Source organism: Mesorhizobium sp. M7A.F.Ca.CA.001.04.2.1, from assembly GCF_003998485.1.
GTDB lineage: Bacteria > Pseudomonadota > Alphaproteobacteria > Rhizobiales > Rhizobiaceae > Mesorhizobium > Mesorhizobium ciceri.
The window spans coordinates 41,699-66,246 of sequence record NZ_RZQT01000023.1; the positions used below are offsets into that span (position 1 = coordinate 41,699).

The window sequence follows — 24,548 nt, forward strand, 5'->3', positions numbered from 1 at the left end:
CTTCTTCGCCCGTCGATGATTAGCTGTCGGCGCGGGTGCGGGAGAACATGAGCGGCGCCAACTTCATCCTGTTGATCAATCTGTCGGTTGCCGGCCTGCTGGCGGCCTGCTTCATGGCGGTCGCCTTCCACGATGTCGGCCGGGCGCCGGCGCGCTGGCTGGCATTTGGCTATCTGCTGGGCATGGCCTATTCGGCCATCGAATTCTCCATTCCCGCTTTTGCCGACGCGCGGCTCCCGGTCGTTGCCGCCTTCGCGGTCTTCCTTGCTGCCACCATTGCGTTCAATGGCGGGCTTGCCCGCAAATACGGCGTGGCGCCGCCCTGGAAGGCGATGCTGTTGTTCCTGTTGGCCACCACCATAGCTGTGTATTTCGTACAGGACCTGCCCCGCCAGTCGCTGATCCGCATCATGGCCTACCAGCTTCCCTATGCGGTCATGCAGTTCATCGGGCTGGCCATCGTCTGGTCATCGAGGCAAAAGCTTGACCGTCTCGATCGCATATTGATGGCCGTGCTGGCGGCGAGCGGCCTGCAGTTTGCCTCCAAGCCATTCATCGCCCATGCGCTCGGCGGCTGGGGCGCCAATCCGCAAGCCTATCTGCAAAGCAACTACGCGCTGGTGTCGCAATCGCTCGGCACTGTCTTTGCGCTGGCGCTGGCGCTGCTGATGCTGGCCATCCTGGTTCGCGACGTGCTTGCCGAAGTGACGTCGAAGTCGGAGACGGACACGCTTTCGCGCCTGCTCAATCGCGGCGGCTTCACCCGCCATGCCGAACTGGCGGTGCTTGGCGCCCTGCGGCAAGGCGTGCCGGTCGCGCTGGTCATAGCCGATCTCGATCATTTCAAGAGCGTCAACGACAGCTTCGGCCATGCGTCCGGCGACCGGGTGATCGAGACTTTTGCAGGCTTCCTGCGTGAAGCCGCCGCCGCGCATCACGTTGCCGGCCGCATTGGCGGCGAGGAGTTCGCCATCATCCTGCCGGGAACCAACCTTGCCGCGGCGCGGCTGTTCGCCGAGGGAACGCGCAGCGCCTTCGGCGCGCTGCCCATAGACGGACTGCCGGCTGACAACCGCTGCACTGCGAGCTTCGGCGTCGCCGAACTCCATGCGAGCGAAGACTTTGCCGATCTGATGCGGCGGGCCGACCAGGCGCTCTATCAGGCGAAGAATGCCGGGCGCGATTGCGTGCGCGTCTCCGTCGGGCCTGCCGGCAACTGGTCGTCAGCCGGAACGGAAGCTAGCGGCAGGGGCTGAGTTCGGGCATCTCGCCGTCGGAGAGGCCGTACATATAGGAGCGGCCCTTCACCAGCACCGGCGGCCGGTAGCAATCGCTATAACCGCCGATTTCGTCGGCTTCGTTCTCGTAGATCACCTTGGGCTGGCCGGCGCTGGTGTAGTCGGAGAGCTGCTTGGCCAGCCTGCCTTGGCCGACGATGATGCGCTTGTAGCCGGCGGCGCTGTCGACGACGAGGTTGCCGAAGGAATCGGCGTAGACGCGATCCTGATGCCGTGCGCCGGCAAGCGCTGGCGCTGCAAGGCCGGCGACCGAGGCTGCCACGACGAGCGCCGCAAGGCGCGATTTGCCCGAATTCGAACGCATGGCGTCCTCCGTGTCTTGAGGGAAAGCCTCCTCGAATCAGAAATTAACGGTTTCTTAACCTTTGTTAAGAGGCCGGCGCGTTTGGCGGCGATGTCTCGGTGAACATGGTTAATATCCGTTAATATCCGACTGGATGGAAAACCCGGTGGCCATCATTCGGCCATGCTTGGCCGCACCATCGCGGCGGCGTCCGCCTTGGCGTCGGGACGATATTGATCTGGACAAAGCATCGTGGCCGCTTGCCGCGCGGGAGGACAGCATATGGCGCTACGCCGGCCGATTTGGGTGTCCGTTTTCCCGTTGCTCGGTGTCGTCGCTGCCTGTGTGCCGCAAGACAGCGCGCCGAAGGCAGCCAATACCGTCGTCGTCTCACCTGCGCCGGCCCAGCAGTCCGTCGCAGCCGCGGTGCCTCCGGCAGCTGCAACCAAGATCATCACCGACCTTACCGCGCCGCGACCAGGCACAGGCACGGCCACCTATAGATGCGGCAACAACGGTATGATTTCCATCCAAAATCTAGGCACGTCGTTGCGTGTGGTCGGGTCCGACGGCGCGACCGAGGAGTTTGCGGCGTCGCCTGCCAACCAGAGCAGCCGCTACCAGGCGGCCACGCATGACGCAATCGTGATCGACGGGCGCGAGGCGCTGGTGATGAAGAAGGGATCGACGCCGCAGACCTGCAAACGCTGACGCCAGTCTCACCACCGCTGGGCCCTGGGGCCAGATATGTTGCACTGCAGCGATATCGAGCCGGCTTCAGGCCTTCCCGGCCTAATCGATTGAAGCCAAAGCCCGCCTTTTAGTCAGACTAAATTACGTTTTCGAAACGGTTTTCTGGCTTTGACGCGGTGCAAAAAGAGCATTAGAAACCGGCTGTCCGAAGTCGCAACCGGAAGCGGCAATGCCGCATTTCCACCTGAGGCTCCAGAGAGACGCCGAACTGGGGGAGCCATGAGCAAATCACCAGCCACCCGCGAATTTGCCAGACGTGAACGGCCGATTTCGCCGCACCTCACCGTGTACCGGCCGCCGATCACCATGACGATGTCGATCATTCACCGCATCACCGGCGGCGCGCTGTATTTCGGCACGCTGCTGGTCGCCCTGTGGCTGATGGCGGCGGCAAGCTCGCAGGCGACCTTCGATTGGGCCAATTGGGCCTTCGGCACCTGGCTCGGCCGGATCATCCTGTTCGGCTACACCTGGGCGCTGATGCATCATATGCTGGGCGGCGTACGGCACCTCATCTGGGACACGGGCGCGGGCCTGGAAAAGCATACCGCCTCGAAGATCGCCTGGGCGACGCTGGCCGGCTCGATCCTGCTCACGCTGCTGATCTGGATCGCCGGCACCATGGCGCGGGGAGCTTGATCATGAGCGGCAAAAACACCGACATGCGCACGCCGCTGGCGAGGGTCCGCGGCCTCGGCTCCGCCCGCGAGGGCACCGGGCATTTCTGGCGCCAGCGCCTGACCGCGATCGCCAACATCCCGCTGATCCTGTTCTTCGTCGGTTTCCTGATCGCGCTCAACGGCGCCGACCACGAGCATGTGCGGGCAGCCCTTGCCAACCCGTTCGTGGCGCTGGTGATGGCCCTGGTGCTCATCTCCGGTCTCACCCATATGCGGATCGGCATGCAGGTGATCATCGAGGATTACGTGCATGGCGAAGGCATGAAGCTGGCGCTGATCGCGCTCAATACATTTTTCACCATAGCGGTCGGCGTCGCCTCGATCTTCGCCCTGCTCAAGCTGGCATTCGGAGGCTGAGTTGGCCAAGGACGCGAAACAAGCCAACACGGCAGGCTATACCTTTGTCGACCACAAGTTCGACGTGGTGGTCGTTGGCGCCGGCGGCGCCGGGCTGCGCGCCACGCTCGGCATGGCCGAACAGGGGCTGCGCACCGCCTGCATCAGCAAGGTGTTCCCGACCCGCTCGCACACGGTGGCGGCGCAAGGCGGCATTGCCGCCTCGCTGTCCAACATGGGTCCCGATTCCTGGCAGTGGCACATGTACGACACCGTCAAGGGCTCGGACTGGCTGGGCGATGTCGACGCCATGGAATATCTGGTGCGCGAGGCGCCGGCCGCGGTCTACGAGCTCGAACATTACGGCGTGCCGTTTTCGCGCACCGAAGAGGGCAAGATCTACCAGCGGCCGTTCGGCGGCCACATGATGAACTATGGCGAAGGCCCCCCGGTGCAGCGCACCTGTGCCGCCGCCGACCGCACCGGGCATGCCATCCTGCACACGCTTTACGGCCAGTCGCTGAAGAACAATGCGCAGTTCTTCATCGAGTATTTCGCGCTCGACCTGATCATGGAGCCGGACGGCACCTGCACCGGTGTCGTCGCCTGGAACCTGGATGACGGCACCATCCACCGCTTCTCGGCCAAGATGGTGGTGCTGGCGACCGGCGGCTATGGCCGCGCCTATTTCTCGGCCACCTCGGCGCACACCTGCACCGGCGACGGCGGCGGCATGGCCGCGCGTGCCGGCTTTCCGCTGCAGGACATGGAGTTCGTGCAATTCCACCCGACCGGCATCTATGGCGCCGGCTGCCTGATCACCGAGGGTGCGCGCGGCGAGGGCGGCTATCTCGTCAATTCCGAGGGCGAGCGCTTCATGGAGCGCTATGCGCCGTCAGCCAAGGACCTTGCCTCGCGCGACGTCGTCTCGCGCTGCATGACGCTGGAGATCCGTGAGGGCCGCGGCGTCGGCAAGAACAAGGACCACATCTTCCTGCATCTCGACCATCTCGATCCCGCCGTCCTGCATGAGCGGCTGCCGGGGATTTCGGAATCGGCCAAGATCTTTGCCGGTGTCGACCTGACCAAGGAGCCGATCCCGGTGCTGCCCACGGTCCACTACAATATGGGCGGCGTGCCGACCAATTACTGGGGCGAGGTGCTCAATCCGACGGCGCTCAATCCAGACCAGGTGTCGCCCGGATTGATGGCTGTCGGCGAAGCCGGCTGCGCCTCCGTGCACGGCGCCAACAGGCTCGGTTCGAATTCGCTGATCGATCTTGTGGTGTTCGGTCGCGCGGCGGCGATCCGCGCCGGCCAGGTCATCGACCGCAAGTCGGCGATCCCTTCGCCCAACGAAGCCTCGGTCGAAAAGATCATGGACCGCTTCGACCGGCTGCGTTACGCCAACGGCTCGACACCGACGGCGGTGCTGCGTGAAAAGATGCAGAAGGCGATGCAGGAAGACGCGGCCGTATTCCGCACGCAGGAGTCGCTCGAAAATGGCTGTAAGCGCATTTCGCAGATCTGGGGCGAGTTGAAGGACATCAAAGTGTCCGACCGCTCGATGATCTGGAACTCCGATCTGGTCGAAACGCTGGAGCTGGAAAACCTGATGGCCAATGCCATCACCACGGTCTACAGCGCCGAGGCGCGCAAGGAGAGCCGTGGCGCGCACGCACGCGAGGACTTTTCGGCGCGCGACGACGCGGTCTGGCGCAAGCATACGCTGGCCAGGCTGAGCGAAGACGGCAAGGTGGCACTCTCCTACCGGCCGGTGCACACCGAGCCGCAGCTGGCTGAAAAGGACGGCGGCATCAGCCTCGCCAAGATCGCGCCCAAGGCCAGAGTGTATTGAGGATCGAACATGGTTGAACTCACGCTCCCCAAGAATTCGCAGATCAAGCCGGGCAAGACCTGGCCGAAGCCGGAGGGCGCCACCAATCTGCGGGAATACCGCATCTATCGCTGGTCGCCGGACGACGACGAGAACCCGCGCATCGACACCTATTTCGTCGACATGGACGACTGCGGGCCGATGGTGCTCGACGCGCTGCTGTGGATCAAGAACAAGATCGACCCGACGCTGACCTTGCGGCGTTCCTGCCGCGAAGGCATTTGCGGCTCCTGCGCCATGAACATCGACGGTTCCAACACGCTCGCCTGCACCAAGGGCTGCGACGACATTTCCGGCGCGGTAAAAGTCTACCCGCTGCCGCACATGCAGGTGGTCAAGGATCTGGTGCCCGACCTCACCAATTTCTACGCCCAGCACGCGTCGATCCAGCCCTGGCTGAAGACGGTGTCGCCGGAGCCGGCCAAGGAGTGGCTGCAAAGCCATGAGGATCGCGAGAAGCTCGACGGGCTCTATGAATGCATATTGTGCGCCTGCTGCTCGACCTCGTGCCCGAGCTATTGGTGGAACGGCGACCGCTATCTCGGCCCGGCAACGCTTCTGCAGGCCTATCGCTGGCTGATCGATAGCCGCGACGAGGCCACCGGCGAGCGGCTCGACAATCTCGAAGACCCGTTCCGGCTCTATCGCTGCCACACCATCATGAACTGCGCGCAGACCTGCCCCAAAGGCCTCAACCCGGCCAAGGCGATCGCGGAGATCAAGAAGATGATGGTGGAGAGAAAGGTTTAGGCGGTTGGTTGCCGGCGAGAGTAATCCAATGAGCGATGACCTTCCCATCCTTTCCCCTGTGGAAGCTCGCATTCTCGGCTGCCTGATCGAGAAGAAGGAGCTGACGCCGGATGTCTATCCGCTGACGCTCAACGCGGCACTGGCCGCCGCCAACCAGAAGACGGCGCGCGAGCCGGTGATGGCGCTGGAGCAGAGCGAGGTGCACCGGGGGCTGAAGCTGCTCGAACAAAAGGGGCTGGTGCGGCAGATGTTCGGTTCGCGTGTCGAGCGCTACGAGCACCAGATGGCGCAGCGCTTCTCGCTGACCACACCGCAGACCGCCTTGATCGGCTTGCTGTTGCTGCGCGGGCCGCAGACGGCCCATGAATTGTCGGCGCGCACCGAGCGCATGGCACGGTTTTCGTCGATCGAAGATCTGCGCGCCGAGCTCGACATGCTGATCGGCCGCCGACCGCCACTCATCCAGGAAATCCCACGCGGACCGGGCCAGCGCGAGGAGCGTTACGTCCATCTGCTGAGCGGGACTCCGCAGATCGCCCCCATCGCCATGCAGGCTGCGTCGGCTGCTTCATCTGCCTCCGGCCTCGAGGAGCGCGTCAGCGCCCTCGAGGAGGAGATTGCAATGTTACGCGCCCGCATCGACGCGCTGACCGGCGAGCGCTAGGTTCACCTCCTCGAGTAAACGCCGCTCGCTTCGCCGTCGGGGTCGATCAGCCGCAACTGGTTGTCGTCCAGTTGCCAGCGCAAGGAGACCGGCTTCAGGTCACCGGGCTTGAATTTCCAGAGGCCCGTGAGGTCGGGCCGGCAACCATTGACGGATTTGTAGGTTCCTGCCGTCGGCGTGAAAACCAGGGTCGAACCGCGCACGGAGGCCTTACCGGTTTTCAGGGTCAGCGACCGGACCTGACCGCAGCCGTCGACCAGAGACGATTGGAACAGCGCGTAATAGGTGCGCCCGTCAGCCCCGAAGGTAAAGGTGACGCTGCCGCCGCTGCCTGGATCGCAGTTGCTGAATGTGTCGCAATAATTGCCGCTGGCAACTGCAAAACCCCACTTGCCGACAAGCGCTGCCGGCATCGCACCGAGGCGCGAGCGTGTCGTCGGTCCCTTGCCCTGGCCGTAAGCGCCGCCGGCGCTGAAGGCCAGCCAGCCGGCAAGCCCGACAAGTGCCGCCCGGCAGGCGTGGTGTGACGAGGCCCTCAACATCCTTTGCTCGCAACAAGCTGCCGGAGATAGACAAGCCGCGTGCCGATGACATTGTTGACGATCGCCGTCTTGCCGGCCGGCGCCATGCCGCCGTATTTCTTGACCGACGGCCCATGATTCTTCGCCTCTTCGTAACCTGCCATCAATTGCCGCAGATCCGCACAGGACATCGAGGCGTACTTCGCCTGCTCCTGCGGGCTGATGACGCTCGATTGCGCCATGCCGGCGGAGTTGGCCGCTGCCATGCCGGCCATGCCGACGACCGCAGAAACCGGGTTGATGCCGACGCAGCCCGATAGGCCGAGGCACAGGACCGGTGCCGCCAGGACTGTATGCCGGACGCTCATGGCCGGCGCTCCCCACACGGCCGCTTCGGATCGCGATGGTCGGCGACGGTTCCGCCGAGAGCGATGGACAATAGATAGACGCGTGGATTGAAGCCTGCCGAGGCGAGCCCCGACAGTCTCCTGAACAATTGCAAATGATACATCGAACCCCCTTGTGGCTGTTTGCGATGCGCTTCCTGATCGGAAACGCGCTGCAAACTAGGTCCGGCAAAAGCGGGCAGCTTGGACGCAGCGGCCCTAAAAACGGCCCAAACGGCCCTGTATTGACGTTTTCGGAGGCGCGGCGCATATCACGCGGCTTCTAATTGACCTGAGGCATGGGGGATGCCGGTGACGGCGACGATGGGGCCAACCGCCTCGTTCCGACTGATGACGGACGCGCTTCCGGAGCGGGATCGCGTCGAGGTCATGCGCGAGGTCTATGGCCGCACGGTGCTCAAGGTCGATCTCGATCCACTCGGCCCGACGCATGTCGATATGCAGGTGCGCGCGTTGCCTGGCCTCGGCATCGCCACGGGCACGTGTTCGGAATTCCGCGTCCATCATTCGACGTCGCTGATCGACAGCGACGATCTCGTCCTCCTGGTCGCCCTCGATGGCGCAAGCGTGATGAAGCATCGCGGCCGCGAGGAGCCGGTCGGCAACGGCCAGGCGCTGATGATGAGCGGCGAGGAGGTCGGCCTCAATGTCATCCAGCCAGGCGGTCTTCGCTTCGTCAATATGAGCTTCTCGCTCAAGGCACTGTCACCGCTGATCGGCGACCCGGCGCCGGCGCTGATGCAGCCGCTGCCAACCTCCGGCGGGGCGATGCGGCTGCTGCTCGACTATGTCAGGTCGATCCAGGATGCCGGCGACGTGCTGACCCCGGAGGCCTGGCATCTGGCGACGACGCATATTTTCGATCTCGTCGCTCTGGCCATGGGTGCCACCCGAGACGCGGCAGAAATCGCCCGGGGCCGAGGCGTGCGCGTGGCGCGGCTGCGTGCCATCAAGGCCGAAATAACAGCCCATGGCGGCGACCTGTCGGCCGAAGACATCGCCCGCCGTCACCGCCTTTCGGCCCGCTACATCAGAAAACTGTTCGAGAGCGAAGGCACGTCGCTGTCGGATTTCATGCTGTGCCAGCGCCTGTTGCGCGCGCATCGGATGCTCAGCAATCCTCGTCATGCCGGACGCAGCATCACGGCGATCGCCTTCGAGGCAGGCTTCAACGACCTCTCCTATTTCAACCGGGCGTTCCGGCGGCGCTACGGCGCGACGCCATCGGATGTGCGGGCGGCCGCGTTGAAGGGCTGACCGCAAACGAAAACGCCGGCCCAAGGGCCAGCGGTTTCTGGATGAATTTGCCGTTCGGGCCTTCAGCCGAGCTTGGCGTCGAGCGATACGTTTATGGCGCCGAGCGCCTTCGAGACCGGGCAGCCGGCCTTGGCCTTTTCGGCCAATTCCTTGAACTTCGCCGCGTCGATGCCCGGGACCTTGCCGACCACTGTGAGGGCGCTGCCGGTAATCCCGGTGCCGGGAACCAGCGTCACCACGGCCTTGGCGTCGAGTTCGGTGGCCGGCGTGCCGTTCTCGGCCAGGAAATGCGAAAACTGCATGGCAAAGCAGCCGGCGTGCGCCGCCGCGATCAGCTCTTCAGGGTTGGTGCCGGATTTGCCGCTCTCGTCCTCGAAGCGCGCTTTGAATGAATAGGGCGTGCCCTTCAGGGTTCCGCTCTGGGTGTCGAGCGTGCCCGTGCCCTCTTTCAGATTGCCTTTCCAGACGGCGTTTGCGGTGCGGTCCATGAATTCCTCCTTATTACAGCGGTGGCGCCGGCCAGGCGGCGTTCCTCCCAACTATAGCGCGGGCGCGAGGGAAGGCCACCGCGCTGTTTGCGCGCGCACGCAGCACCGGCGAGCCGCACCGGATTTTTTTGAAAAAATGTACGTGCAAGAATGTCGACTTGCATCGGCCCCGACCGTCCTGCGGGCGGCCACGGATTCTCGTGGCGGATGGAGGTTCGCATGAACAATCTGTTTTCTGCCCATTGGACAAGCACCTGCCGAACGGCCGATCCAGGGAAAAGCGACCCGCTGCATGTGCCGCCCTCCGGCTTCGGCCGGCTGCTTGCGGCAGTTGCAATCATCGGCATTGCGGTCAGCCTTCTCGACCATGTCGCTGCCGGCAAGAACTCAACCGATACCGTGATCGCCTATGGTTCGTCACAGCAAGGGAGCTGGAAATGAAATATGTCTGTCTGGTCTATGGCGAGGAAAACGACCTCCATGCCATGACGCCGGAGCGTCTGGCCAAGCTCGATGCCGATTCGATGGCTCATGACCGGTCATTGGATCAGCGTGGGGTGCTGATCGTCGCGCAGGCGCTGCAATCGGTGAAGACGTCGAAGACGGTGCGGCGACGCCAGGGCAAGCGGCTGATCACCGACGGCCCGTTCGCCGAAACCAAGGAGCAGTTGCTTGGCTTCGTCATGATCGAGGCCGACAATCTCGACCAGGCGCTGGAGATCGCCGGCGAGATCCCGCTGGCCGAAATCGGCACCATCGAGGTGCGGGCGATCTACAATGTGCCGGGGTCATAGCCCCCGCCATGTGCTACAGCCACGCGGAAACCAAGGCGTTCGATTGAACGATCGTCCCGGTTCATTTGGTGCGCAACTTTTGCGTGTTGAAGCAAGGCGAGAGTTCTCCTATCGTCGCCGGGGTTCTTGGGGATTTCGACATGCCTTTCCTGATTGCTATCCTTGGCGTGATGGGCGCGGCGGCGTTCTGGTGGTACCGGATGAAGGCGATGAACGACGCGGCTCGCGAGGTTGCGGACGTTGTCGGGCGCGTGCAGGGCAACATCCGTCGCAAGAAGCTGCGCAAGCAGGCGGCTCTGTCGCCTCTGACGGCGATCGATGATCCGGTCGTAGCGGCGGCTACGTTGATCACATCAATCGTCTCCGAGGATGGGCCCATCCTGCCGCAGCGCGAGGCTGTCATCCGCGCGGTGATTTCCGAGATCGCCGACAAGAAGAAGACCGACGAGGCGGTGATCTACGCCAAATGGGCGGCGGCGCAGGTCGACGACACCACCGTCGTCATCGACAAGCTGGCGCCGTTCCTGCGCGAACGCCTCGATGTCGCCGAGCGAAACGATCTGCTGCAGATGGTCAACCGCGCCGCCCAGGGCGGCGAGAAACGCCTCGAAATATCCGACCAGAGGATATTGCGGCTGCGGCAGAAGCTGGGTTTCGAGGTCAACTGAGCGATAGCGCTCAGATCGCCTCGCCCTTCAACAATCGCGGCGTGCTGGTGGACAACCCCGACGCCTGCCGGATAAAAAAATCCTTCAGGCGCGGCATGCGTTCGACAAGGCCGAGGCCGATGTCGCGGACGGTTCGCAGCGGGCCGATATCGTTGGAAAACAGCCGGTTCAGCGCGTCCGTGGTGATGCCCATCTGCACCGTGTCGAAGCGGCGCCACTGCTGGTAGCGTTCGAGGACGTCGAGCGCGCCGATGTCCTGGCCGAGCCGGTCGGCCTCGACGATCACCTCGGCAAGGGCCGCGACATCCTTGAAGCCGAGATTGAGGCCCTGGCCGGCGATCGGGTGGATGCCGTGGGCGGCATCGCCGGCGAGTGCGATGCGGGGCGCGACGAAGGCACGCGCAATGGTCAAGCCGAGCGGCCAGGCGCGCGGCGCATCAGTAACGCGGATCTCGCCAAGTTTCAGGCCAAAACGCTGCTCGAGTTCGTGTTCGAACAGGAGATCGTCACCGGCCACCAGCTTCTCGGCATCGGGCGTACGCTCGACCCAGACGATCGACGAGCGGTTGGTGCCGTCCTCACCGGGTTTGAGCGGCAATGTGGCGAAAGGCCCGGCCGGCAGGAAATGCTCTTCGGCGCGACCATTGTGCGGGCGTTCATGCGCTACCGTGCAGACGATGCCGGACTGGCCATATTCCCACTTCACCGTCTTGATGCCGGCCATGTCGCGCAGCTTCGAGTTGACGCCGTCGGCGGCGACCAGCAGCCGCGCCTTCAGCGCCGCGCCGTCGGCGAGATGCACGGTGATGCCACTGCCGTTGGTCTCGAAGCCCTGCACCGCGACGCCTTCGATGATATCGATGCCGAGCCTTTCGGCGCTGGCCCGCAAGGCGCCGTTCAGCACCTTGTTGGCGACCATATGCGCAAAGGGCTCGCCCGGCGCCACTTCGCCGCCGAAGGTCAGGAAGACCGGACGCACCGGATCGGCGGTGCGCGAATCGGTGATGATCATCTCAGTGATCGCCTGCGCCTGGGGTGCGATCTCGGCCCACACGCCGAGCTGGTCGAGCATGCGGCAGGCGGCAGCGGCAATGGCCGAGGCGCGGCCATCCCTTTGCCAGGCGCCAGCAGGTGCCGCATCGACGAGAGCGATGGCGAGGCCCGGTCGCGCCTGTTTCAGCGATACGGCGGCGGCCAGGCCGACATAGCCGGCGCCGGCGACCAGGACATCGAGCCCGGATCTGTTTTTCGTGTCCGCCTTGCGTTCCATCATCTTCGCTCCTGCGCCGGCCGGGTCTTGCGCCCTTGACTGCCTGTCCGTCCTGTCGGAAACCGCCATAACACTTCTGCGGCGAGGGCGCGAAATATGACGGCAGCCATGGACGAGCTTCTCGGCATTCTCGACCTCGAGAAGCTGGAACACAATCTGTATCGTGGTCGCAGCCCGCTGCTCGACTGGCAGCGCGTGTTCGGCGGCCAGACCATCGCCCAGGCGCTGGTGGCGGCGCAGCGGACAGTGGATCCCGATCGGTACGTGCATTCGCTGCACGGCTATTTCATGCGGCCCGGCGACACCAAGGTGCCGATCGTCTACGAGGTCGACCGCATTCGCGACGGCGGCTCCTTCACCACGCGGCGCGTGGTGGCGGTCCAGCACGGCCAGGCGATCTTTTCGCTCGAAGCCTCGTTCCAGCAGGATGAGGTCGGCCTGGAGCACCAGGTGCCGATGCCGCAGGACGTTCCGGGGCCGGACACATTGCTGTCGCAACGCGAATTGCTGGGCAAATTCGGCGAGGCGGTGCCCGATGGGATCAAACGCTACTGGGAGCGCGACCGGCCGATCGAGATGAAGCCGGTGATGCTGAAGCATTACACCAGCCGCGAAAAGCTGGAGCCAAAGCAGAACATCTGGATCCGCACCACCGGTCCGGTGCCGGCGGACCGCGCCATCCAGGCAGCGGTGCTCGCCTATCTCTCCGACATGACGCTGCTCGACACATCGACCTTCGCGCATGGCCGCGCCATTTTCGATCGCGATATCCAGGCGGCGAGCCTCGACCACGCCATGTGGTTCCACCGCAGCCATGCGCTCGACGACTGGATGCTCTACACGCAGGACAGCCCGTCGACGCAGGGCTCGCGCGGCTTTACACGCGGCTCGCTGTTTGCCCGCGACGGTACGCTGATTGCCTCGGTTGCGCAGGAAGGGCTGATCCGGCTCAAGCGGTCGCCTGCAGAGTAGGCATTTTTCAGAATTTGCCTAATTTTTAAGCAGACGTATCGCCGCAGCTGTGGGCAGGTTGCGTCGGCGCACTCCCTAATCTCTTTGTTTACAGTGGGTTAACACCCTGCTTCGGCACTTGGCACGGAGCTTGAATCCTTGTGGGCACTCTCCGGCTCTTTGGGATCGGTGAAGGTGTGCAAACGCGGGGGACCGCAACAGCAAAGGGTGAAACCTTATGAAAATCGTGATGGCAATCATCAAGCCGTTCAAGCTCGACGAGGTGCGCGAAGCGCTCACCGCCGTCGGCATCCAGGGCCTGACCGTCACCGAAGTCAAAGGCTACGGGCGTCAGAAAGGGCATACGGAGATCTATCGCGGGGCGGAATACGCGGTCAGCTTCCTGCCGAAGATCAAGATCGAAGTCGCGGTCAGTGCCGACATGGTCGACAAGGCCGTCGAAGCCATCACCGCAGCCGCCAAGACCGGCCAGATCGGCGACGGCAAGATCTTCGTTTTCGGCATCGATCAGGCGGTGCGCATCCGCACCGGCGAAACAGACACCGACGCGCTCTGAGCGGCGATCACGTATTCCAATGGAGAGTTCAATGAATATTCCTTCCACCTTGAAGACGACGGGACGAGCTGCCCTTTTGGGTTCGCTTGCTCTCGCAGCATTGGGCACGGTCGCCGCCTTCGCACAGGAAGCGGCACCGGCCGCAGCCGCGGCCGCGCCGGCTGCTGCCCCGACCCCGGTGCTCGACACCGGCAACACCGCCTGGATGCTGACCTCGACGGCGCTGGTGCTGATGATGACCATTCCGGGCCTGGCGCTGTTCTACGGCGGCATGGTGCGCAAGAAGAACGTGCTCGCCACCGTCATGCAGAGCTTCGCCATCACCTGCCTGGTGACGGTGCTGTGGTTCATGTTCGGCTATTCGCTGGCCTTCTCGGACGGCGGCGGCGTGAACAGCTATATCGGCGGCACCTCGAAGTTCTTCCATCACGGCATCACCACGGCCTCGCTGTGGCTGCCGGGCGTCGCCAACATTCCTGAATTCGTGTTCTCGATGTTCCAGATGACATTCGCCATCATCACGCCGGCGCTCATTGCCGGCGCCTTCGCCGAACGCATGAAGTTCTCGGCGCTGCTGATCTTCATGGCGTTGTGGCTGCTGGTCGTCTACGTGCCGATCGCGCATTGGGTCTGGGGTGGCGGCTTCCTCGGATCGGCGGGCGTGCTCGACTTTGCCGGCGGTACGGTCGTTCACATCAATGCCGGTGTCGCCGGTCTGGTCTGTGCGCTGGTTCTCGGCAAGCGCGAAGGCTATGGCACCACCAACATGGCGCCGCATAACCTGGTCTATTCGGTGATCGGCGCTTCGCTGCTGTGGGTTGGCTGGTTCGGCTTCAACGCCGGTTCGGAACTGGCAGCCGACGGTCTTGCCGGCGCTGCCATGCTCAACACCCAGGTTGCCACCGCGGCGGCGGCACTGGCCTGGATGTTCGCCGAATGGATCGTCGCCAAGAAGCCTTCCGTGCTCGGCATCATCTCGGGTGCGGTTGCCGGCCTGGTCGCGGTGACGCCGGCTTCCGGCTTCGTCAACCCGACCGGTGCCTTCATCGTCGGCATCGTCGCAGGCGTCGTCTGCTACCTCTCGGCGGTCAAGGTCAAGCACATGTTCGGCTATGACGACTCGCTCGACGCCTTCGGCGTGCATGGCGTCGGCGGTGTGGTCGGCGCTCTGCTCACCGGCGTGCTCGCCGACCCGGCGATCAACAGCCTCGGCGCAGGTGCTTCGCTCGGCAAGCAGATCTACGGCGTTGCCGTCACCATCGTGTGGACCGGCATTGCCACCTTCGTGCTCCTCTACATCGTCAAGGCGCTTGTCGGCCTGCGCCCGACGACCCAGGAAGAGGTCGAAGGCCTCGACATCTCCCAGCATGGCGAAGTGGTGCCGTAAGGCCAGCTTAGCCAAGGGGCCGGCGGAACCCTCCTCCCGCCGGCCCCATATCTCCACGCAATTCCGAATGGAAAGCGCTGCACAGTTCTCCTGGAATTGCTTTGAAAGATCCCGTCGTGACGCTCCCGAAAGGAGTTCACGCATTGAGGCCCGGATCGCATCCGGGCCTCTTTTTTTGGCAAGCCATTCCGGCAATGCCCGGCTTCACGCAATCACGTTCGCGTGATCATGTTTTTTGAGGAAACAACGACCGCTCTGGTTCCGAACCGTGGGGACGATCGTCGTTCTGACGCTCGTGCCAAACAACAGGGAAGGAAACCATCTCATGAACCTCAAGAACATCTGTCTCGGAGCGCTTGCTCTTTCCATGATCGGCGGCGTGGCGTTTGCCGGTGCTCTGGACGAGCCCGACAACATGGCGCCGTTCTTCACGGATTCCGGCATGAAAACCATGAAGCCGATGGCGGACTTCAAGACAGCTTTCATGGCCATGCCGATGGAAAAGCAGGAAGCGATGAAGAAGGAATGCCAGGATGCGGCGATGAGCAAGCCGCATGCGGAATTCTGCGCCAATGTGCAGGCGCTCGGCGGCGCCAACTGATTTGCCGCGATCGGGCCGAGACCCGATCTCTGTTCAGACGACCAATGGCGGGCCGGCAGCCCGCCATTGTTTCGTTCGATGGAGCTCCATCGGTCCGTCGTCCAACATTGCCTCATACGCCTCAACCGGCGGTAATGAGGTTTGAGCGTCTCAACCTCTTATAGTTAATGCGCCCTTAACCTTCCCACCGATAGTCTGAGACCCGAATCTGCCGGAGTGCGCCACGCACCCGGCGAGTCCACGACAGACGGGGAAGAGCATGCGTTCAGGGGCTTCAGCACCGCTCGCGCTGGCCGATACGGGGCACGGCATCCAGGCGTTCGCGCGGCGTCAGGTGGGGCGGCTGGTTGGCGTCGGCCTGTTCGCGCTGGCCGCCTTTGGCGTTGCCAGCCTTGCCACCTGGAATGTCGCCGATCCGAGTTTTTCCCACGCGACGAACAACACCGTCACCAACGCCATGGGCTATGCGGGTGCCGTGTTCTCCGACCTCGCCATGCAGTTCTTCGGCCTCGCCGCCGTCGCCGCCCTGGTTCCGACGGTCATCTGGGGCTTCCTGCTGTTTTCCGCGCGCGGCGTCGACAGGCTGCCCAAGCGCGGGTTGTCCTGGTTCGGCTTCGCGCTGCTGGCCGCTGCGATGGTCGGCTGCGTGGTGCCGCCCAAGACCTGGCCGCTGCCCACCGGCCTCGGCGGCGTGTTCGGCGACATGGTGCTGAAGATCCCCGGTGTCGTCATCGGCGGCTATCCGACCGGGCTGATCGCCAGCATCATCGCCATCCTGCTTTCGGCGCCCGCACTGTGGCTCTTTGCCCATGGCTCGGCGCTGATCGGACGCAAGAACGGCTTTGCGGTGATGGAGGACGAGCCCGCCGTCGATCCGCGCGAGGACGACCTTTTGTTCGACAATGACGAGGACGAAGGCGACGAGGGCATCCTGGCGCTCGGCGCCATCACCCATTGGTGGCTGTCGCTGCGCGCGTGGATGCACCGCCGCGCCGTGCGCCGCAGGCAAGAGCGGGACGAGTACGAGCCGGAGATGGAGCAGCGCTCCACCGCCTGGCGCCGCGCCGCCGAACGGGTCGAATCGGCCGAGTTCGCCGAGCAGCGGATGAGCCAGGATGGCCGCGCCCGCGTCGAGCCGGAATTCTTCGCCGCCATGGTCAATGACCGCAGCGCCTCGCTCGACCCCGACGATGCCGATATCTTCGACGACCGCTTCGACAATGCGGGCGAGGATGCCGATTTCGACGATGAGCCTGTCGTGCAACGCCGCGGCGCGCCGACCGCCAAGGTACAGCCGTTCCGTTCCGATGCCGCCACGCGCGTCGAGGCGCCGGCGGCGCGCCCCGTGCCAGGCGCCCGTGTGCAGCGCGAGGCGCAGACATCGCTGATCGGCTCTGAAAAATTTGAAATGCCGTCGCTGCACTTCCTCTCCGAGCCGAAGAACGTGGTGCGCGACGCCAGCCTGTCCAAGGACGCGCTGGAACAGAATGCTCGCCTGCTCGAAGGCGTGCTGGAGGATTTCGGCGTCAAGGGCGAGATCATCGCCGTCCGTCCGGGTCCGGTCGTCACGCTCTATGAGCTCGAACCGGCGCCCGGCATCAAATCGTCGCGCGTCATCGGCCTGTCCGACGACATCGCCCGCTCGATGAGCGCCATCGCCTGCCGCGTCGCGGTGGTGCCCGGCCGCAACGCCATCGGCATCGAACTGCCGAACGCCAAGCGCGAAACCGTCTATCTCAGGGAGATCCTGGCCAGCCGCGATTTCGAGACGACGAAGGCCAAGCTGGCACTGGCGCTGGGCAAGACCATCAATGGCGAGGCGGTCATCGTCGACATCGCCAAGATGCCGCACGTGCTGGTCGCCGGCACCACCGGCTCGGGCAAGTCGGTCGCCATCAACACCATGATCCTGTCGCTGCTCTACCGGCTGACGCCGCAGGATTGCCGGCTGATCATGATCGATCCGAAGATGCTGGAACTCTCGGTCTATGACGGCATCCCGCATCTGCTGACGCCCGTCGTCACCGATCCGAAGAAGGCGGTGGTGGCGCTGAAATGGACCGTGCGCGAGATGGAGGACCGCTACCGCAAGATGTCCAAGGTCGGCGTGCGCAACATCGACGGCTTCAACGCCCGCGTCAGCCAGGCGGACAAGAAGGGTGAGAAGATCTCGCGCACCGTTCAGACCGGCTTCGACCGCCAGACCGGCGAGGCGATCTACGAGACCGAGAACCTCGATCTCGAGCCGATGCCCTATATCGTCGTCATCATCGACGAGATGGCCGACCTGATGATGGTCGCCGGCAAGGACATCGAAGGTGCCGTGCAGCGCCTGGCTCAGATGGCGCGCGCCGCCGGCATCCATGTCATCATGGCAACGCAGCGGCCGTCGGTCGACGTCATCACCGGCACCATCAAGGCCAATTTCCCGACCCGCATCTCCTTCCAGGTGACGTCGAAGATCGACAGCCGCACCATTCTGGGCGAGCAGGGCGCCGAGCAGCTGCTCGGCATGGGCGACATGCTCTACATGGCCGGCGGCGGCCGTATCCAGCGCGTGCACGGCCCGTTCGTCGCCGATGAAGAGGTCGAGAAGATCGTCGCGCATCTGAAGCTGCAGGGCGTGCCGGAGTATCTCGACGCCATCACCGAGGATGATGGCGAGGATGACGACGAGCCGTCAGGCAAGGGTGGAGCGAGCGGCGGTGGCGGCAACAGCAATTTCGAGGATTCCGACGATCCTTACGATCAGGCGGTCTCCGTGGTGCTGCGCGATGGCAAGGCCTCGACCAGCTATATCCAGCGCCGGCTGGGCATCGGCTACAACCGCGCTGCCTCGATCATCGAGAAGATGGAGAAGGAAGGTATCGTCGGCCCGGCCAACCATGCCGGCAAGCGCGAGATCCTGGTGCCGACCGAAGAGGACAAGTTCTGACCAGAAAGCCTGACCCTTGCGACATCCCTGTCCGGCAACCTTGAACCTTTCAAGGCGTTGAAGCGACCAAGGGACGCCCGACCCGCCAAATTTCAGCCCAACTGGGGGTCCAAGCACAGAACAACTCAGGAATCAGACGAGAGTGACCGATATGAAAAACGATCTTTCAGCGCTCAGCACATTTGCTCCCTCCCGGCGTCAGTTGCTGGGCCTCGGCCTGGCGTTTGCAGGGGCGGCAGCCTTCAACGCGGTGCCCGGCTTCCAGGTGCTGGCCTCGGCGCAGGCGGCTGTGCCGGCCGCTGCGCAGAAGATCGCCGACCACTTTTCCTCGGTCAAATCGATGAGCGGCGAATTCGTGCAGTTCGGCCCCAAGGGCGAGCAGACCGGCGGCAAGTTCTTCCTCGAACGGCCGGGCAAGATCCGCTTCAACTACGACGGCTCTTCGAACTTCCGGGTGATTTCAGACGGCCAGTCGGTGGTCATCCTGAACAAGAGGCTCAACACGTCCGATCTCTATCCGCTGTCGAAGACACCCTTGAAGCTGCTGCTCGACAACAGGATCGACCTCTCCGGCGACCGCGTCAAAAGCGTCAAGCAGGAGGACGACCTCACAACCATCCAGCTCGCCGACAAATCGGTGTTCGGCAATTCGAAGATCACCATGATGTTCGATCCGAAAACCTTCGACTTGCGGCAGTGGACGATCACCGACGCGCAGGGCAAGGATACGACGGTGATGATCTTCAACACCAAGGAAGGCGTCAGCTTCGCGCCGGATACTTTCGCCATCGACTACACGGCGAACCGCGAGCTCAACACCAACAAGGCGCGCTAGCTTCAAACGCTCCAATAGCTGTGGAAAGCACCGGGCCGCGCCTCGTCGAGCGTTGCCCGGCTTGTCTTTGCGGCTTGCGGCTGGCAATTTCCCGGACCGACTCCGTCAAAAGGCGTCTTCCCCGCCGGGACCCCTCGGTTCTGGCCGGTTGCACGCTGTCCTGGATTGCCAAATGCCCTTCTCCATCGCCACCTGGAACATCAACTCCGTTCGCCTTCGCATGCCGATCGTCGAGCGCCTGCTCGTCGAGCATGCGCCCGACGTGCTGTGCCTGCAGGAAACCAAGGTTCCCGACGAACTGTTCCCCGAGAAGGCTTTCCGCAAGCTCGGCTACGAGCACATCGCCTTCCATGGCCAGAAGGGCTACCACGGCGTAGCAACCGTGGCGCGGCGGCCGATCGAATTGGTCGAAAAGCGACGCTTTTGCGAAATCGAGGACAGCCGGCACCTCTCGGTGACGGTGCGGGCCGGCGGCAAGGCGATCCTGCTGCATAATTTCTACGTCCCGGCGGGCGGCGACGAACCGGATCCCGTCATCAACAGGAAGTTCAAGCACAAGCTCGATTTCGTTGCCGAGATGAATGCCATCCGGGCAGAACATGACGAGGTGTCCGGCTCGGTGCTGGTCGGCGACCTCAACATCGCCCCGCTCGAACATGACGTCTGGTCGCACAAGCAATTGCTCAACGTGGTCAGCCACACGCCGGTCGAGACGGAAAATTTCGAGGCGATGCGTCGCGCCGGCAACTGGGTCGACCTGATGCGGCTCAACGTGCCGGATGAGCAGAAGCTCTACACCTGGTGGAGCTATCGCGCGCAGGATTGGGAGCTGTCCAATCGCGGCCGCCGCCTCGACCACGTCTGGTCGTCGCCGAACCTTGTGCCCAGCTTTTCCGGCTACGAGATCCTGCGTCTGGCGCGCGGCTGGGAGCGCCCGTCGGACCATGTGCCTGTCATCGCGCGGTTCGATCTGGACTAGTCTGGTCGAAAATGCCCGCGTGCGGCAGTCAGTCTGTAGAGTTGGGACCGGCTGGATCCACCCACGGACGGCCCAATCGTGTCACCATCGCCGCGTACCCAACGGCACCTGCCGCCCAAAGGAAGATGCCAAGCTCTTTGACGACGTCCTCGGCGATGGCGGCCGCAGAACCGGGGGTAGGAAACAGCTCTCCGAGCTGGTCGATCGATGCTGACATCGCCAGCAGGAAGCCTGCGGCCACAAAGATGATCGTGCCGTCGAATGTTTTTCGTCGCAGCCGAAAGAACCAGAACAACCCGGCGCCGGCGTAGGCAATCATCGGAACGATCTCTGGTATCCCAACAATGGGCAGCACGTCCTCATGGATCAACAACAGGTCATCGAGGCCCAAGAGGAGGGTAAGGCCGCCGAGAAACGTGCAATCCCATCGGCGCGTGAGCAGGCCAGCAAACAGGGTCGCGGCGCCGGAGCCGATCCATAGCGAAGCACCCAGGGACGAAATCCACCCCGTATAGAAACCGACTCCGGCGGCTGCAGACGGATCTCGATAAAAGATCCACGCGTCCAGACCACGAATTTGCGCGACGAACAGCGCGGCCAAGAGCATCGCAACGTTAATCGCCGCCGCCGCCACCACGACCAAGCGCCAGGCTATTGTCCATTCGCCGCCATGCTTTGTGTTCGGCGCGCTGTTCTCTGGCATTTGCTATTCTCATAGAGGACTGAGAGGAACTCCATTGGAATCAAAGATCAAGAAGTGCTGACCTATGCCTAATCCAGTGCGATGGCTGCCAGCTCTGCCGCGCCGAGAACTCCGCCTGCATTGTGCCGGTGGTCAGCATCGAACGGTTGCAGCGCTTCGCTCCACCGAACCATTGTACCATGGCGCCGATGTTCAGGGGAGGCCGGCCTGCAAATGCCCGACCTGAATCCCAGCACGCTTCGAAGCGCGTCCAAATAAATTCGAACTCAAACGGCGCGCTTCACGTCTTCACGCATGTCGTTGCCCCAGGGCTGCTGCGCTGACAGGCTTATCCGGCAGATGGGGATGGTCGCGGCGGCGTGTCGCCAGCATCCGTTGCGCCGCTTCGATGAGTGTCGGCGCCGGGACATCGGCGACCAGGCCGGTCGGGCTGGCATGGCGGGTCGCGATCACGTCCACGCAGTTCGAAAGCGGCTTCCAACGGGTCATGTTGGCGCCGCCATTGAGGATAACCATAGGCGTCATCACCGTTGCCATGAGATGTGCGGTACCGCCTTCGGCACCGATGTAGAGATCGGCAAACTCGCCGAGCGCCAGCAAGATGTCACCGATATCGACACCTCCGATCGCGGCGGAATCGACAAGCCGCAGCTTCGGCACGCGCTGAGCCAGCTCAGCCATATCGGGACCGTCGCCGGGGGTTTTCACATAGAGAAGGTTCGCCCCGTCGGCGATCAGGCTGTCGGCGATTGCGGCAACCTGATCCGCCGACATGCGCTTGCTGGCGCTGCCATGCGCCGCGATAATGATCATCGGAGCATGCTTGCCGTCCGCAAGGCTCCTGGCCGCCGCTCGTGCGGCCGGGCTAGGCTCCAGCCGATGATCGAAAGGCAGCCGCTTGCCGGCAAGGCGTTCGATGAGGCGATGGTAGCGCCAGGCATTGTGCCCGGGTCGTGCTTCAGGCCTGTGACCCAGGCGCCAGGAAAGGGCGAAAGCCGGAAAGTTTGCCTCATAGGCAATGCCGCGGCCGAGCAGTGATGCCGAGGCTTGAAGCAGCCAACGCGCCGAGATGCGGAAATCGACGACGGCCAATCGCTCCTTGCCCTTGCGGTGATCGGCGACCAGGCGCGCCAGCGGCGTCCGCACATTGATCGCATCGACCAAATGGCGGGCATGGCGATTGAGGCTATGTTCAAGGGACGACGACCGGGTGGTTCCGTAGACGATGAAACTATCGGGGAATGCCGTTCTGGCGGCGCGCAATGCCGGAATCCGGATCAGTCCGTCGCCGAACGCGTCATTGCGGGAATACAAGATAATGGTCTCGTACCGCCCTGATGGCATGGCTCGCTCCCCCCAGGAGCCTGGTGGTGATGGCGCCTGCTGCGCCGGCCGCCTTCGAGGTGCTTTAGGATTTCACCTCTTGCCTGTCAACGGAGCCTTGCCGCTGGATCCGGGCGTCCGGATGGCCGCAGTGCGCCACGACCAGCTCATCGCTGTCGTTGAAAACGCTTCTGCCTTCGGCCGCGAGGCCAGCAGCTTCGTGGGTACGCTAGATCTAGCCGGAGAAGCGCGGCGCCAGTTCCTCGATGCGGCGGATCATCGCCTGAAATTCCTCCGAGATGCGCTGGTGCAGCTTGACCGCGATCTCGGGATATTCCTCCAGGATGCGGCGGAACATCTTGCGGCTGAGGCGCATCACTTCCGAATCGATCTCGGCCGAGGCGCTGGTCAACCGGTTGGTGTCGGCGATCAATGCCAGTTCGCTCAGGATCGTGCCGGGGTCTGCCGTGCCAATCGGGATGCGTTCACCATTCTGCTCCCGGTAGAGCACGATGCGCCCGCTGACAACGATATAGGCGGAATCGGCCTCGTCGTCCTCGCGATAAAGCTTGTGGTTGGCAATCAGCCTGGTGTTCTCGGCGCCAAAGGCGAGCAGGCGCAGTTGTTCCTGCGTGAAGCCCTCGAAGAGCCTCACGGCGGACAGAACGCGGATGTCGTCATCCAGCGCCATCTAGCTATGTCCCCGAACCGACAGTCCGACTCCTCCTCTGCGAGTTCGATCCAAACCACCCTCCAACTGGATCGTACCCGAAAGCGGCCCCGCCCGGCCGCTCATTGGATAATGAAAATGTTTAAGGAACCAGCTTGTAGCCGCCGCTTTCTGTCACAAGAATTTCCGCATTGGAAGGATCGCGCTCGATCTTCTGGCGCAGCCGGTAGACATGGGTTTCCAGCGTGTGCGTGGTGACGCCGGAATTGTAGCCCCACACCTCCTCGAGCAGCACGTCGCGCGTCACCACCTTCTGGTCGGCGCGATAGAGATATTTGATGATCGAGGCCTCCTTCTCCGTCAGCCGCACCTTGCCGCCGCGCGGGTCGAGCAGCAGTTTCTGGCTGGGCTTGAAAGTATAGGGCCCGACCGAGAAGGTGGCATCCTCGCTCTGCTCATGCTGGCGCAACTGCGCCCGAATGCGCGCCAGCAGCACGGCGAAGCGGAACGGCTTCGTCACATAGTCGTTGGCGCCGGCCTCGAGACCAAGAATCGTATCCGAATCGGTGTCGTGACCGGTCAGCATGATGATGGGCGCCTTGTAGCCGCCCTTGCGCAGGATCTTCACCGCTTCGCGGCCATCCATGTCGGGCAGCCCGACATCCATGATGAGCAGATCGATGAGGCCGCCGCGCGCTGCGGCGACACCTTTTGCCGCAGTCGATTCCTGCAGCACGTCGAATTCCTCGTAAAGGGATAATTGCTCGACCAGCGTGCCGCGCAGGTCATCATCGTCGTCGACGATCAGTATGGTGCGTGAAGTCATGGATCAATCCGTTGTTTTGAAAAGAAAATTCAGTTGACCGCTGCCTGTTTATGCGGAAGCTGACCGGCGTAACAGCCGTTCACAGTGATTTGTTCCGTGGCACGATCATACAAGAAAAAACACGATCGCAATGCAGCCGGCGCAATTTTGCGAAAAGGGCTGCGTGTGCTGACCGTGCGGGCGAGGCCTGGGCATCCAAGCCAGGGCCTGCTGCAGGCCGGGAAAACGGTGTTTGCCTGTGCGCTGGGGCGCGGTGGCATCTCGGCCGACAAGCGCGAAGGCGATGGCGCCACGCCGCTGGCCGCGATGCGGATCCTGTCGGGGTATTTCCGGGGGGATCAGTTCTCCAGCGGCCGCAGGACCCGGCTGGCGATGACGCCGATCGGGCCCGATCTGGGCTGGTGCGAAGTGCCTGACGACCGCAACTACAACAGGCCGGTCAGGATTCCCTATGGCGCCAGCCACGAACGCATGCGGCGCGACGACAGGCTCTACGACGCCTGCCTGGTGCTCGACTGGAACCTGTCGCCGCGCCGGCGCGGACGCGGCAGCGCCATCTTCTTCCATCTGGCGCGCCCCGGCTTCACGCCGACGCAAGGCTGTGTGGCTGTCACGGCGCAAACCATGGCGCGGCTGCTGCCGCTGCTGTCGGACCGGACGGTGGTGAGGGTGGTAAGATAGTAGGGGAGTAGGGG

28 protein-coding genes are annotated in these 24,548 nt (G+C 63.5%); 19 read left to right on the forward strand and 9 right to left on the reverse strand.

The genetic code is table 11. The features are described 5' to 3' along the window. Positions 1 to 47: 47 nt before the first annotated feature. Positions 48 to 1,256 (forward strand): GGDEF domain-containing protein, encoded by a 1,209-nt coding sequence (locus tag EN955_RS10055; RefSeq protein WP_024504988.1) that lies wholly within the window; start codon positions 48 to 50, stop codon positions 1,254 to 1,256. On the opposite strand, the gene EN955_RS10060 is transcribed toward EN955_RS10055, so the two are convergent. Further along, the gene (locus tag EN955_RS10060; protein WP_024504989.1) at positions 1,240 to 1,602 is read right to left on the reverse strand and encodes a hypothetical protein; all 363 of its coding nucleotides are present in this window, start codon (positions 1,600 to 1,602) and stop codon (positions 1,240 to 1,242) included. The genes EN955_RS10055 and EN955_RS10060 overlap by 17 nt on opposite strands. Before the next feature lie 261 nt (positions 1,603 to 1,863). Between EN955_RS10060 and EN955_RS10065 the strand changes: the two genes are divergently transcribed. From EN955_RS10065 to EN955_RS10090, 6 genes are all read left to right on the forward strand, one after another. Next, positions 1,864 to 2,292, forward strand: coding sequence for a hypothetical protein (locus EN955_RS10065; RefSeq protein WP_024504990.1), 429 nt, complete (start codon positions 1,864 to 1,866; stop codon positions 2,290 to 2,292). A 261-nt stretch (positions 2,293 to 2,553) separates the two neighbouring features. Beyond that, positions 2,554 to 2,973 (forward strand): succinate dehydrogenase, cytochrome b556 subunit, encoded by a 420-nt coding sequence (gene sdhC / locus EN955_RS10070; protein WP_013528874.1) that lies wholly within the window; start codon positions 2,554 to 2,556, stop codon positions 2,971 to 2,973. Positions 2,974 to 2,975: 2 nt separating this feature from the next. Further along, a complete protein-coding gene (gene sdhD / locus EN955_RS10075) occupies positions 2,976 to 3,371 on the forward strand; it encodes a succinate dehydrogenase, hydrophobic membrane anchor protein (protein ID WP_013528875.1) in 396 nt (131 codons plus the stop codon). Between the two features lies 1 nt (position 3,372). Further along, positions 3,373 to 5,208 carry a succinate dehydrogenase flavoprotein subunit gene (sdhA, locus tag EN955_RS10080; RefSeq protein ID WP_024504991.1) on the forward strand — a complete coding sequence of 612 codons (1,836 nt, stop codon included), beginning with the start codon at positions 3,373 to 3,375 and terminating at the stop codon, positions 5,206 to 5,208. 9 nt (positions 5,209 to 5,217) lie between these two features. Continuing rightward, the gene (locus tag EN955_RS10085) at positions 5,218 to 5,997 is read left to right on the forward strand and encodes a succinate dehydrogenase iron-sulfur subunit (protein WP_024504992.1); all 780 of its coding nucleotides are present in this window, start codon (positions 5,218 to 5,220) and stop codon (positions 5,995 to 5,997) included. Between the two features lie 28 nt (positions 5,998 to 6,025). Continuing rightward, a complete protein-coding gene (locus tag EN955_RS10090) occupies positions 6,026 to 6,661 on the forward strand; it encodes a DUF480 domain-containing protein (protein WP_024504993.1) in 636 nt (211 codons plus the stop codon). Between the two features lie 2 nt (positions 6,662 to 6,663). On the opposite strand, the gene EN955_RS10095 is transcribed toward EN955_RS10090, so the two are convergent. Continuing rightward, a complete protein-coding gene (locus EN955_RS10095) occupies positions 6,664 to 7,203 on the reverse strand; it encodes a hypothetical protein (protein WP_024504994.1) in 540 nt (179 codons plus the stop codon). Continuing rightward, positions 7,197 to 7,550 carry a hypothetical protein gene (locus tag EN955_RS10100; protein ID WP_013528880.1) on the reverse strand — a complete coding sequence of 118 codons (354 nt, stop codon included), beginning with the start codon at positions 7,548 to 7,550 and terminating at the stop codon, positions 7,197 to 7,199. Before EN955_RS10100 ends, EN955_RS10095 begins: the two co-directional genes overlap by 7 nt. A 324-nt stretch (positions 7,551 to 7,874) precedes the next feature. Here EN955_RS10100 and EN955_RS10110 point away from each other — a divergent pair, with 324 nt between their 5' ends. Then, positions 7,875 to 8,846 carry an AraC family transcriptional regulator gene (locus EN955_RS10110; RefSeq protein ID WP_013528882.1) on the forward strand — a complete coding sequence of 324 codons (972 nt, stop codon included), beginning with the start codon at positions 7,875 to 7,877 and terminating at the stop codon, positions 8,844 to 8,846. Between the two features lie 62 nt (positions 8,847 to 8,908). Here the strand turns inward: EN955_RS10110 and EN955_RS10115 are convergent, their stop codons facing one another. Next, entirely contained in the window at positions 8,909 to 9,334 is a 426-nt protein-coding gene (locus tag EN955_RS10115) for an OsmC family protein (protein WP_013528883.1), read from the reverse strand. Between the two features lie 219 nt (positions 9,335 to 9,553). On the opposite strand from EN955_RS10115, the gene EN955_RS10120 reads away from it, so the two are divergent. The 3 genes from EN955_RS10120 (at position 9,554) to EN955_RS10130 (ending at position 10,796) form a co-directional block, all read left to right on the forward strand. Beyond that, positions 9,554 to 9,775 carry a hypothetical protein gene (locus tag EN955_RS10120; protein ID WP_024504996.1) on the forward strand — a complete coding sequence of 74 codons (222 nt, stop codon included), beginning with the start codon at positions 9,554 to 9,556 and terminating at the stop codon, positions 9,773 to 9,775. Then, positions 9,772 to 10,128: a YciI family protein gene (locus tag EN955_RS10125; RefSeq protein ID WP_024504997.1), complete on the forward strand. Its 357-nt coding sequence runs from the start codon at positions 9,772 to 9,774 to the stop codon at positions 10,126 to 10,128. The genes EN955_RS10120 and EN955_RS10125 overlap by 4 nt, the downstream gene beginning before the upstream one ends. Positions 10,129 to 10,268: 140 nt before the next feature. Beyond that, on the forward strand, positions 10,269 to 10,796 hold the full coding sequence (locus EN955_RS10130) for a hypothetical protein (RefSeq protein ID WP_024504998.1): 528 nt from the start codon (positions 10,269 to 10,271) through the stop codon (positions 10,794 to 10,796). A 10-nt stretch (positions 10,797 to 10,806) separates the two neighbouring features. Here EN955_RS10130 and EN955_RS10135 read toward each other — a convergent pair whose 3' ends face one another. Then, positions 10,807 to 12,066, reverse strand: a complete 1,260-nt coding sequence (locus EN955_RS10135; protein ID WP_024504999.1) for a ubiquinone biosynthesis hydroxylase — start codon at positions 12,064 to 12,066, stop codon at positions 10,807 to 10,809. A gap of 96 nt (positions 12,067 to 12,162) precedes the next feature. Between EN955_RS10135 and tesB the strand changes: the two genes are divergently transcribed. The 7 genes from tesB (at position 12,163) to EN955_RS10170 (ending at position 20,331) form a co-directional block, all read left to right on the forward strand. Continuing rightward, positions 12,163 to 13,038, forward strand: coding sequence for an acyl-CoA thioesterase II (gene tesB, locus EN955_RS10140; RefSeq protein ID WP_013528888.1), 876 nt, complete (start codon positions 12,163 to 12,165; stop codon positions 13,036 to 13,038). A gap of 217 nt (positions 13,039 to 13,255) precedes the next feature. After that, the gene (locus EN955_RS10145; protein ID WP_013528889.1) at positions 13,256 to 13,594 is read left to right on the forward strand and encodes a P-II family nitrogen regulator; all 339 of its coding nucleotides are present in this window, start codon (positions 13,256 to 13,258) and stop codon (positions 13,592 to 13,594) included. Between the two features lie 205 nt (positions 13,595 to 13,799). Then, positions 13,800 to 14,981, forward strand: a complete 1,182-nt coding sequence (locus EN955_RS10150; protein WP_224619141.1) for an ammonium transporter — start codon at positions 13,800 to 13,802, stop codon at positions 14,979 to 14,981. Between the two features lie 325 nt (positions 14,982 to 15,306). After that, entirely contained in the window at positions 15,307 to 15,582 is a 276-nt protein-coding gene (locus EN955_RS10155) for a hypothetical protein (RefSeq protein ID WP_013528891.1), read from the forward strand. 259 nt (positions 15,583 to 15,841) lie between these two features. Continuing rightward, on the forward strand, positions 15,842 to 18,517 hold the full coding sequence (locus tag EN955_RS10160) for a DNA translocase FtsK (protein WP_013528892.1): 2,676 nt from the start codon (positions 15,842 to 15,844) through the stop codon (positions 18,515 to 18,517). Positions 18,518 to 18,668: 151 nt separating this feature from the next. After that, a complete protein-coding gene (locus tag EN955_RS10165) occupies positions 18,669 to 19,352 on the forward strand; it encodes an outer membrane lipoprotein carrier protein LolA (RefSeq protein WP_024505000.1) in 684 nt (227 codons plus the stop codon). A gap of 172 nt (positions 19,353 to 19,524) precedes the next feature. Continuing rightward, entirely contained in the window at positions 19,525 to 20,331 is an 807-nt protein-coding gene (locus tag EN955_RS10170) for an exodeoxyribonuclease III (protein ID WP_013528894.1), read from the forward strand. Between the two features lie 28 nt (positions 20,332 to 20,359). Here EN955_RS10170 and EN955_RS10175 read toward each other — a convergent pair whose 3' ends face one another. The 4 genes from EN955_RS10175 to EN955_RS10190 form a co-directional block, all read right to left on the reverse strand. After that, on the reverse strand, positions 20,360 to 21,034 hold the full coding sequence (locus EN955_RS10175) for a hypothetical protein (RefSeq protein ID WP_024505001.1): 675 nt from the start codon (positions 21,032 to 21,034) through the stop codon (positions 20,360 to 20,362). A 288-nt stretch (positions 21,035 to 21,322) separates the two neighbouring features. Then, a complete protein-coding gene (locus EN955_RS10180; protein ID WP_164752839.1) occupies positions 21,323 to 22,378 on the reverse strand; it encodes a glycosyltransferase family 9 protein in 1,056 nt (351 codons plus the stop codon). 214 nt (positions 22,379 to 22,592) lie between these two features. Further along, positions 22,593 to 23,048, reverse strand: coding sequence for a Crp/Fnr family transcriptional regulator (locus EN955_RS10185; RefSeq protein ID WP_013528897.1), 456 nt, complete (start codon positions 23,046 to 23,048; stop codon positions 22,593 to 22,595). A gap of 121 nt (positions 23,049 to 23,169) precedes the next feature. Continuing rightward, a complete protein-coding gene (locus EN955_RS10190) occupies positions 23,170 to 23,853 on the reverse strand; it encodes a response regulator transcription factor (RefSeq protein ID WP_013528898.1) in 684 nt (227 codons plus the stop codon). A gap of 144 nt (positions 23,854 to 23,997) precedes the next feature. On the opposite strand from EN955_RS10190, the gene EN955_RS10195 reads away from it, so the two are divergent. Beyond that, positions 23,998 to 24,534: a L,D-transpeptidase gene (locus EN955_RS10195; protein ID WP_181172690.1), complete on the forward strand. Its 537-nt coding sequence runs from the start codon at positions 23,998 to 24,000 to the stop codon at positions 24,532 to 24,534. Positions 24,535 to 24,548: the final 14 nt, after the last annotated feature.

Coding starts and splice junctions, on each gene's coding strand:
- EN955_RS10100 (WP_013528880.1), bottom strand. CDS start 7,550: ATGAGCGTCCGGCATACAGTCCTGGCGGCACCGGTCCTGTGCCTCGGC.
- EN955_RS10160 (WP_013528892.1), top strand. CDS start 15,842: ATGCGTTCAGGGGCTTCAGCACCGCTCGCGCTGGCCGATACGGGGCAC.
- EN955_RS10175 (WP_024505001.1), bottom strand. CDS start 21,034: ATGCCAGAGAACAGCGCGCCGAACACAAAGCATGGCGGCGAATGGACA.
- EN955_RS10060 (WP_024504989.1), bottom strand. CDS start 1,602: ATGCGTTCGAATTCGGGCAAATCGCGCCTTGCGGCGCTCGTCGTGGCA.
- EN955_RS10110 (WP_013528882.1), top strand. CDS start 7,875: ATGCCGGTGACGGCGACGATGGGGCCAACCGCCTCGTTCCGACTGATG.
- EN955_RS10095 (WP_024504994.1), bottom strand. CDS start 7,203: ATGTTGAGGGCCTCGTCACACCACGCCTGCCGGGCGGCACTTGTCGGG.
- EN955_RS10090 (WP_024504993.1), top strand. CDS start 6,026: ATGAGCGATGACCTTCCCATCCTTTCCCCTGTGGAAGCTCGCATTCTC.
- sdhC (WP_013528874.1), top strand. CDS start 2,554: ATGAGCAAATCACCAGCCACCCGCGAATTTGCCAGACGTGAACGGCCG.
- EN955_RS10180 (WP_164752839.1), bottom strand. CDS start 22,378: ATGCCATCAGGGCGGTACGAGACCATTATCTTGTATTCCCGCAATGAC.
- EN955_RS10135 (WP_024504999.1), bottom strand. CDS start 12,066: ATGGAACGCAAGGCGGACACGAAAAACAGATCCGGGCTCGATGTCCTG.
- EN955_RS10150 (WP_224619141.1), top strand. CDS start 13,800: ATGCTGACCTCGACGGCGCTGGTGCTGATGATGACCATTCCGGGCCTG.
- EN955_RS10085 (WP_024504992.1), top strand. CDS start 5,218: ATGGTTGAACTCACGCTCCCCAAGAATTCGCAGATCAAGCCGGGCAAG.
- EN955_RS10185 (WP_013528897.1), bottom strand. CDS start 23,048: ATGGCGCTGGATGACGACATCCGCGTTCTGTCCGCCGTGAGGCTCTTC.
- sdhD (WP_013528875.1), top strand. CDS start 2,976: ATGAGCGGCAAAAACACCGACATGCGCACGCCGCTGGCGAGGGTCCGC.
- EN955_RS10130 (WP_024504998.1), top strand. CDS start 10,269: ATGCCTTTCCTGATTGCTATCCTTGGCGTGATGGGCGCGGCGGCGTTC.
- EN955_RS10065 (WP_024504990.1), top strand. CDS start 1,864: ATGGCGCTACGCCGGCCGATTTGGGTGTCCGTTTTCCCGTTGCTCGGT.
- EN955_RS10055 (WP_024504988.1), top strand. CDS start 48: ATGAGCGGCGCCAACTTCATCCTGTTGATCAATCTGTCGGTTGCCGGC.
- EN955_RS10190 (WP_013528898.1), bottom strand. CDS start 23,853: ATGACTTCACGCACCATACTGATCGTCGACGACGATGATGACCTGCGC.
- EN955_RS10115 (WP_013528883.1), bottom strand. CDS start 9,334: ATGGACCGCACCGCAAACGCCGTCTGGAAAGGCAATCTGAAAGAGGGC.
- EN955_RS10165 (WP_024505000.1), top strand. CDS start 18,669: ATGAAAAACGATCTTTCAGCGCTCAGCACATTTGCTCCCTCCCGGCGT.
- EN955_RS10120 (WP_024504996.1), top strand. CDS start 9,554: ATGAACAATCTGTTTTCTGCCCATTGGACAAGCACCTGCCGAACGGCC.
- tesB (WP_013528888.1), top strand. CDS start 12,163: ATGACGGCAGCCATGGACGAGCTTCTCGGCATTCTCGACCTCGAGAAG.
- EN955_RS10125 (WP_024504997.1), top strand. CDS start 9,772: ATGAAATATGTCTGTCTGGTCTATGGCGAGGAAAACGACCTCCATGCC.
- EN955_RS10155 (WP_013528891.1), top strand. CDS start 15,307: ATGAACCTCAAGAACATCTGTCTCGGAGCGCTTGCTCTTTCCATGATC.
- EN955_RS10145 (WP_013528889.1), top strand. CDS start 13,256: ATGAAAATCGTGATGGCAATCATCAAGCCGTTCAAGCTCGACGAGGTG.
- EN955_RS10170 (WP_013528894.1), top strand. CDS start 19,525: ATGCCCTTCTCCATCGCCACCTGGAACATCAACTCCGTTCGCCTTCGC.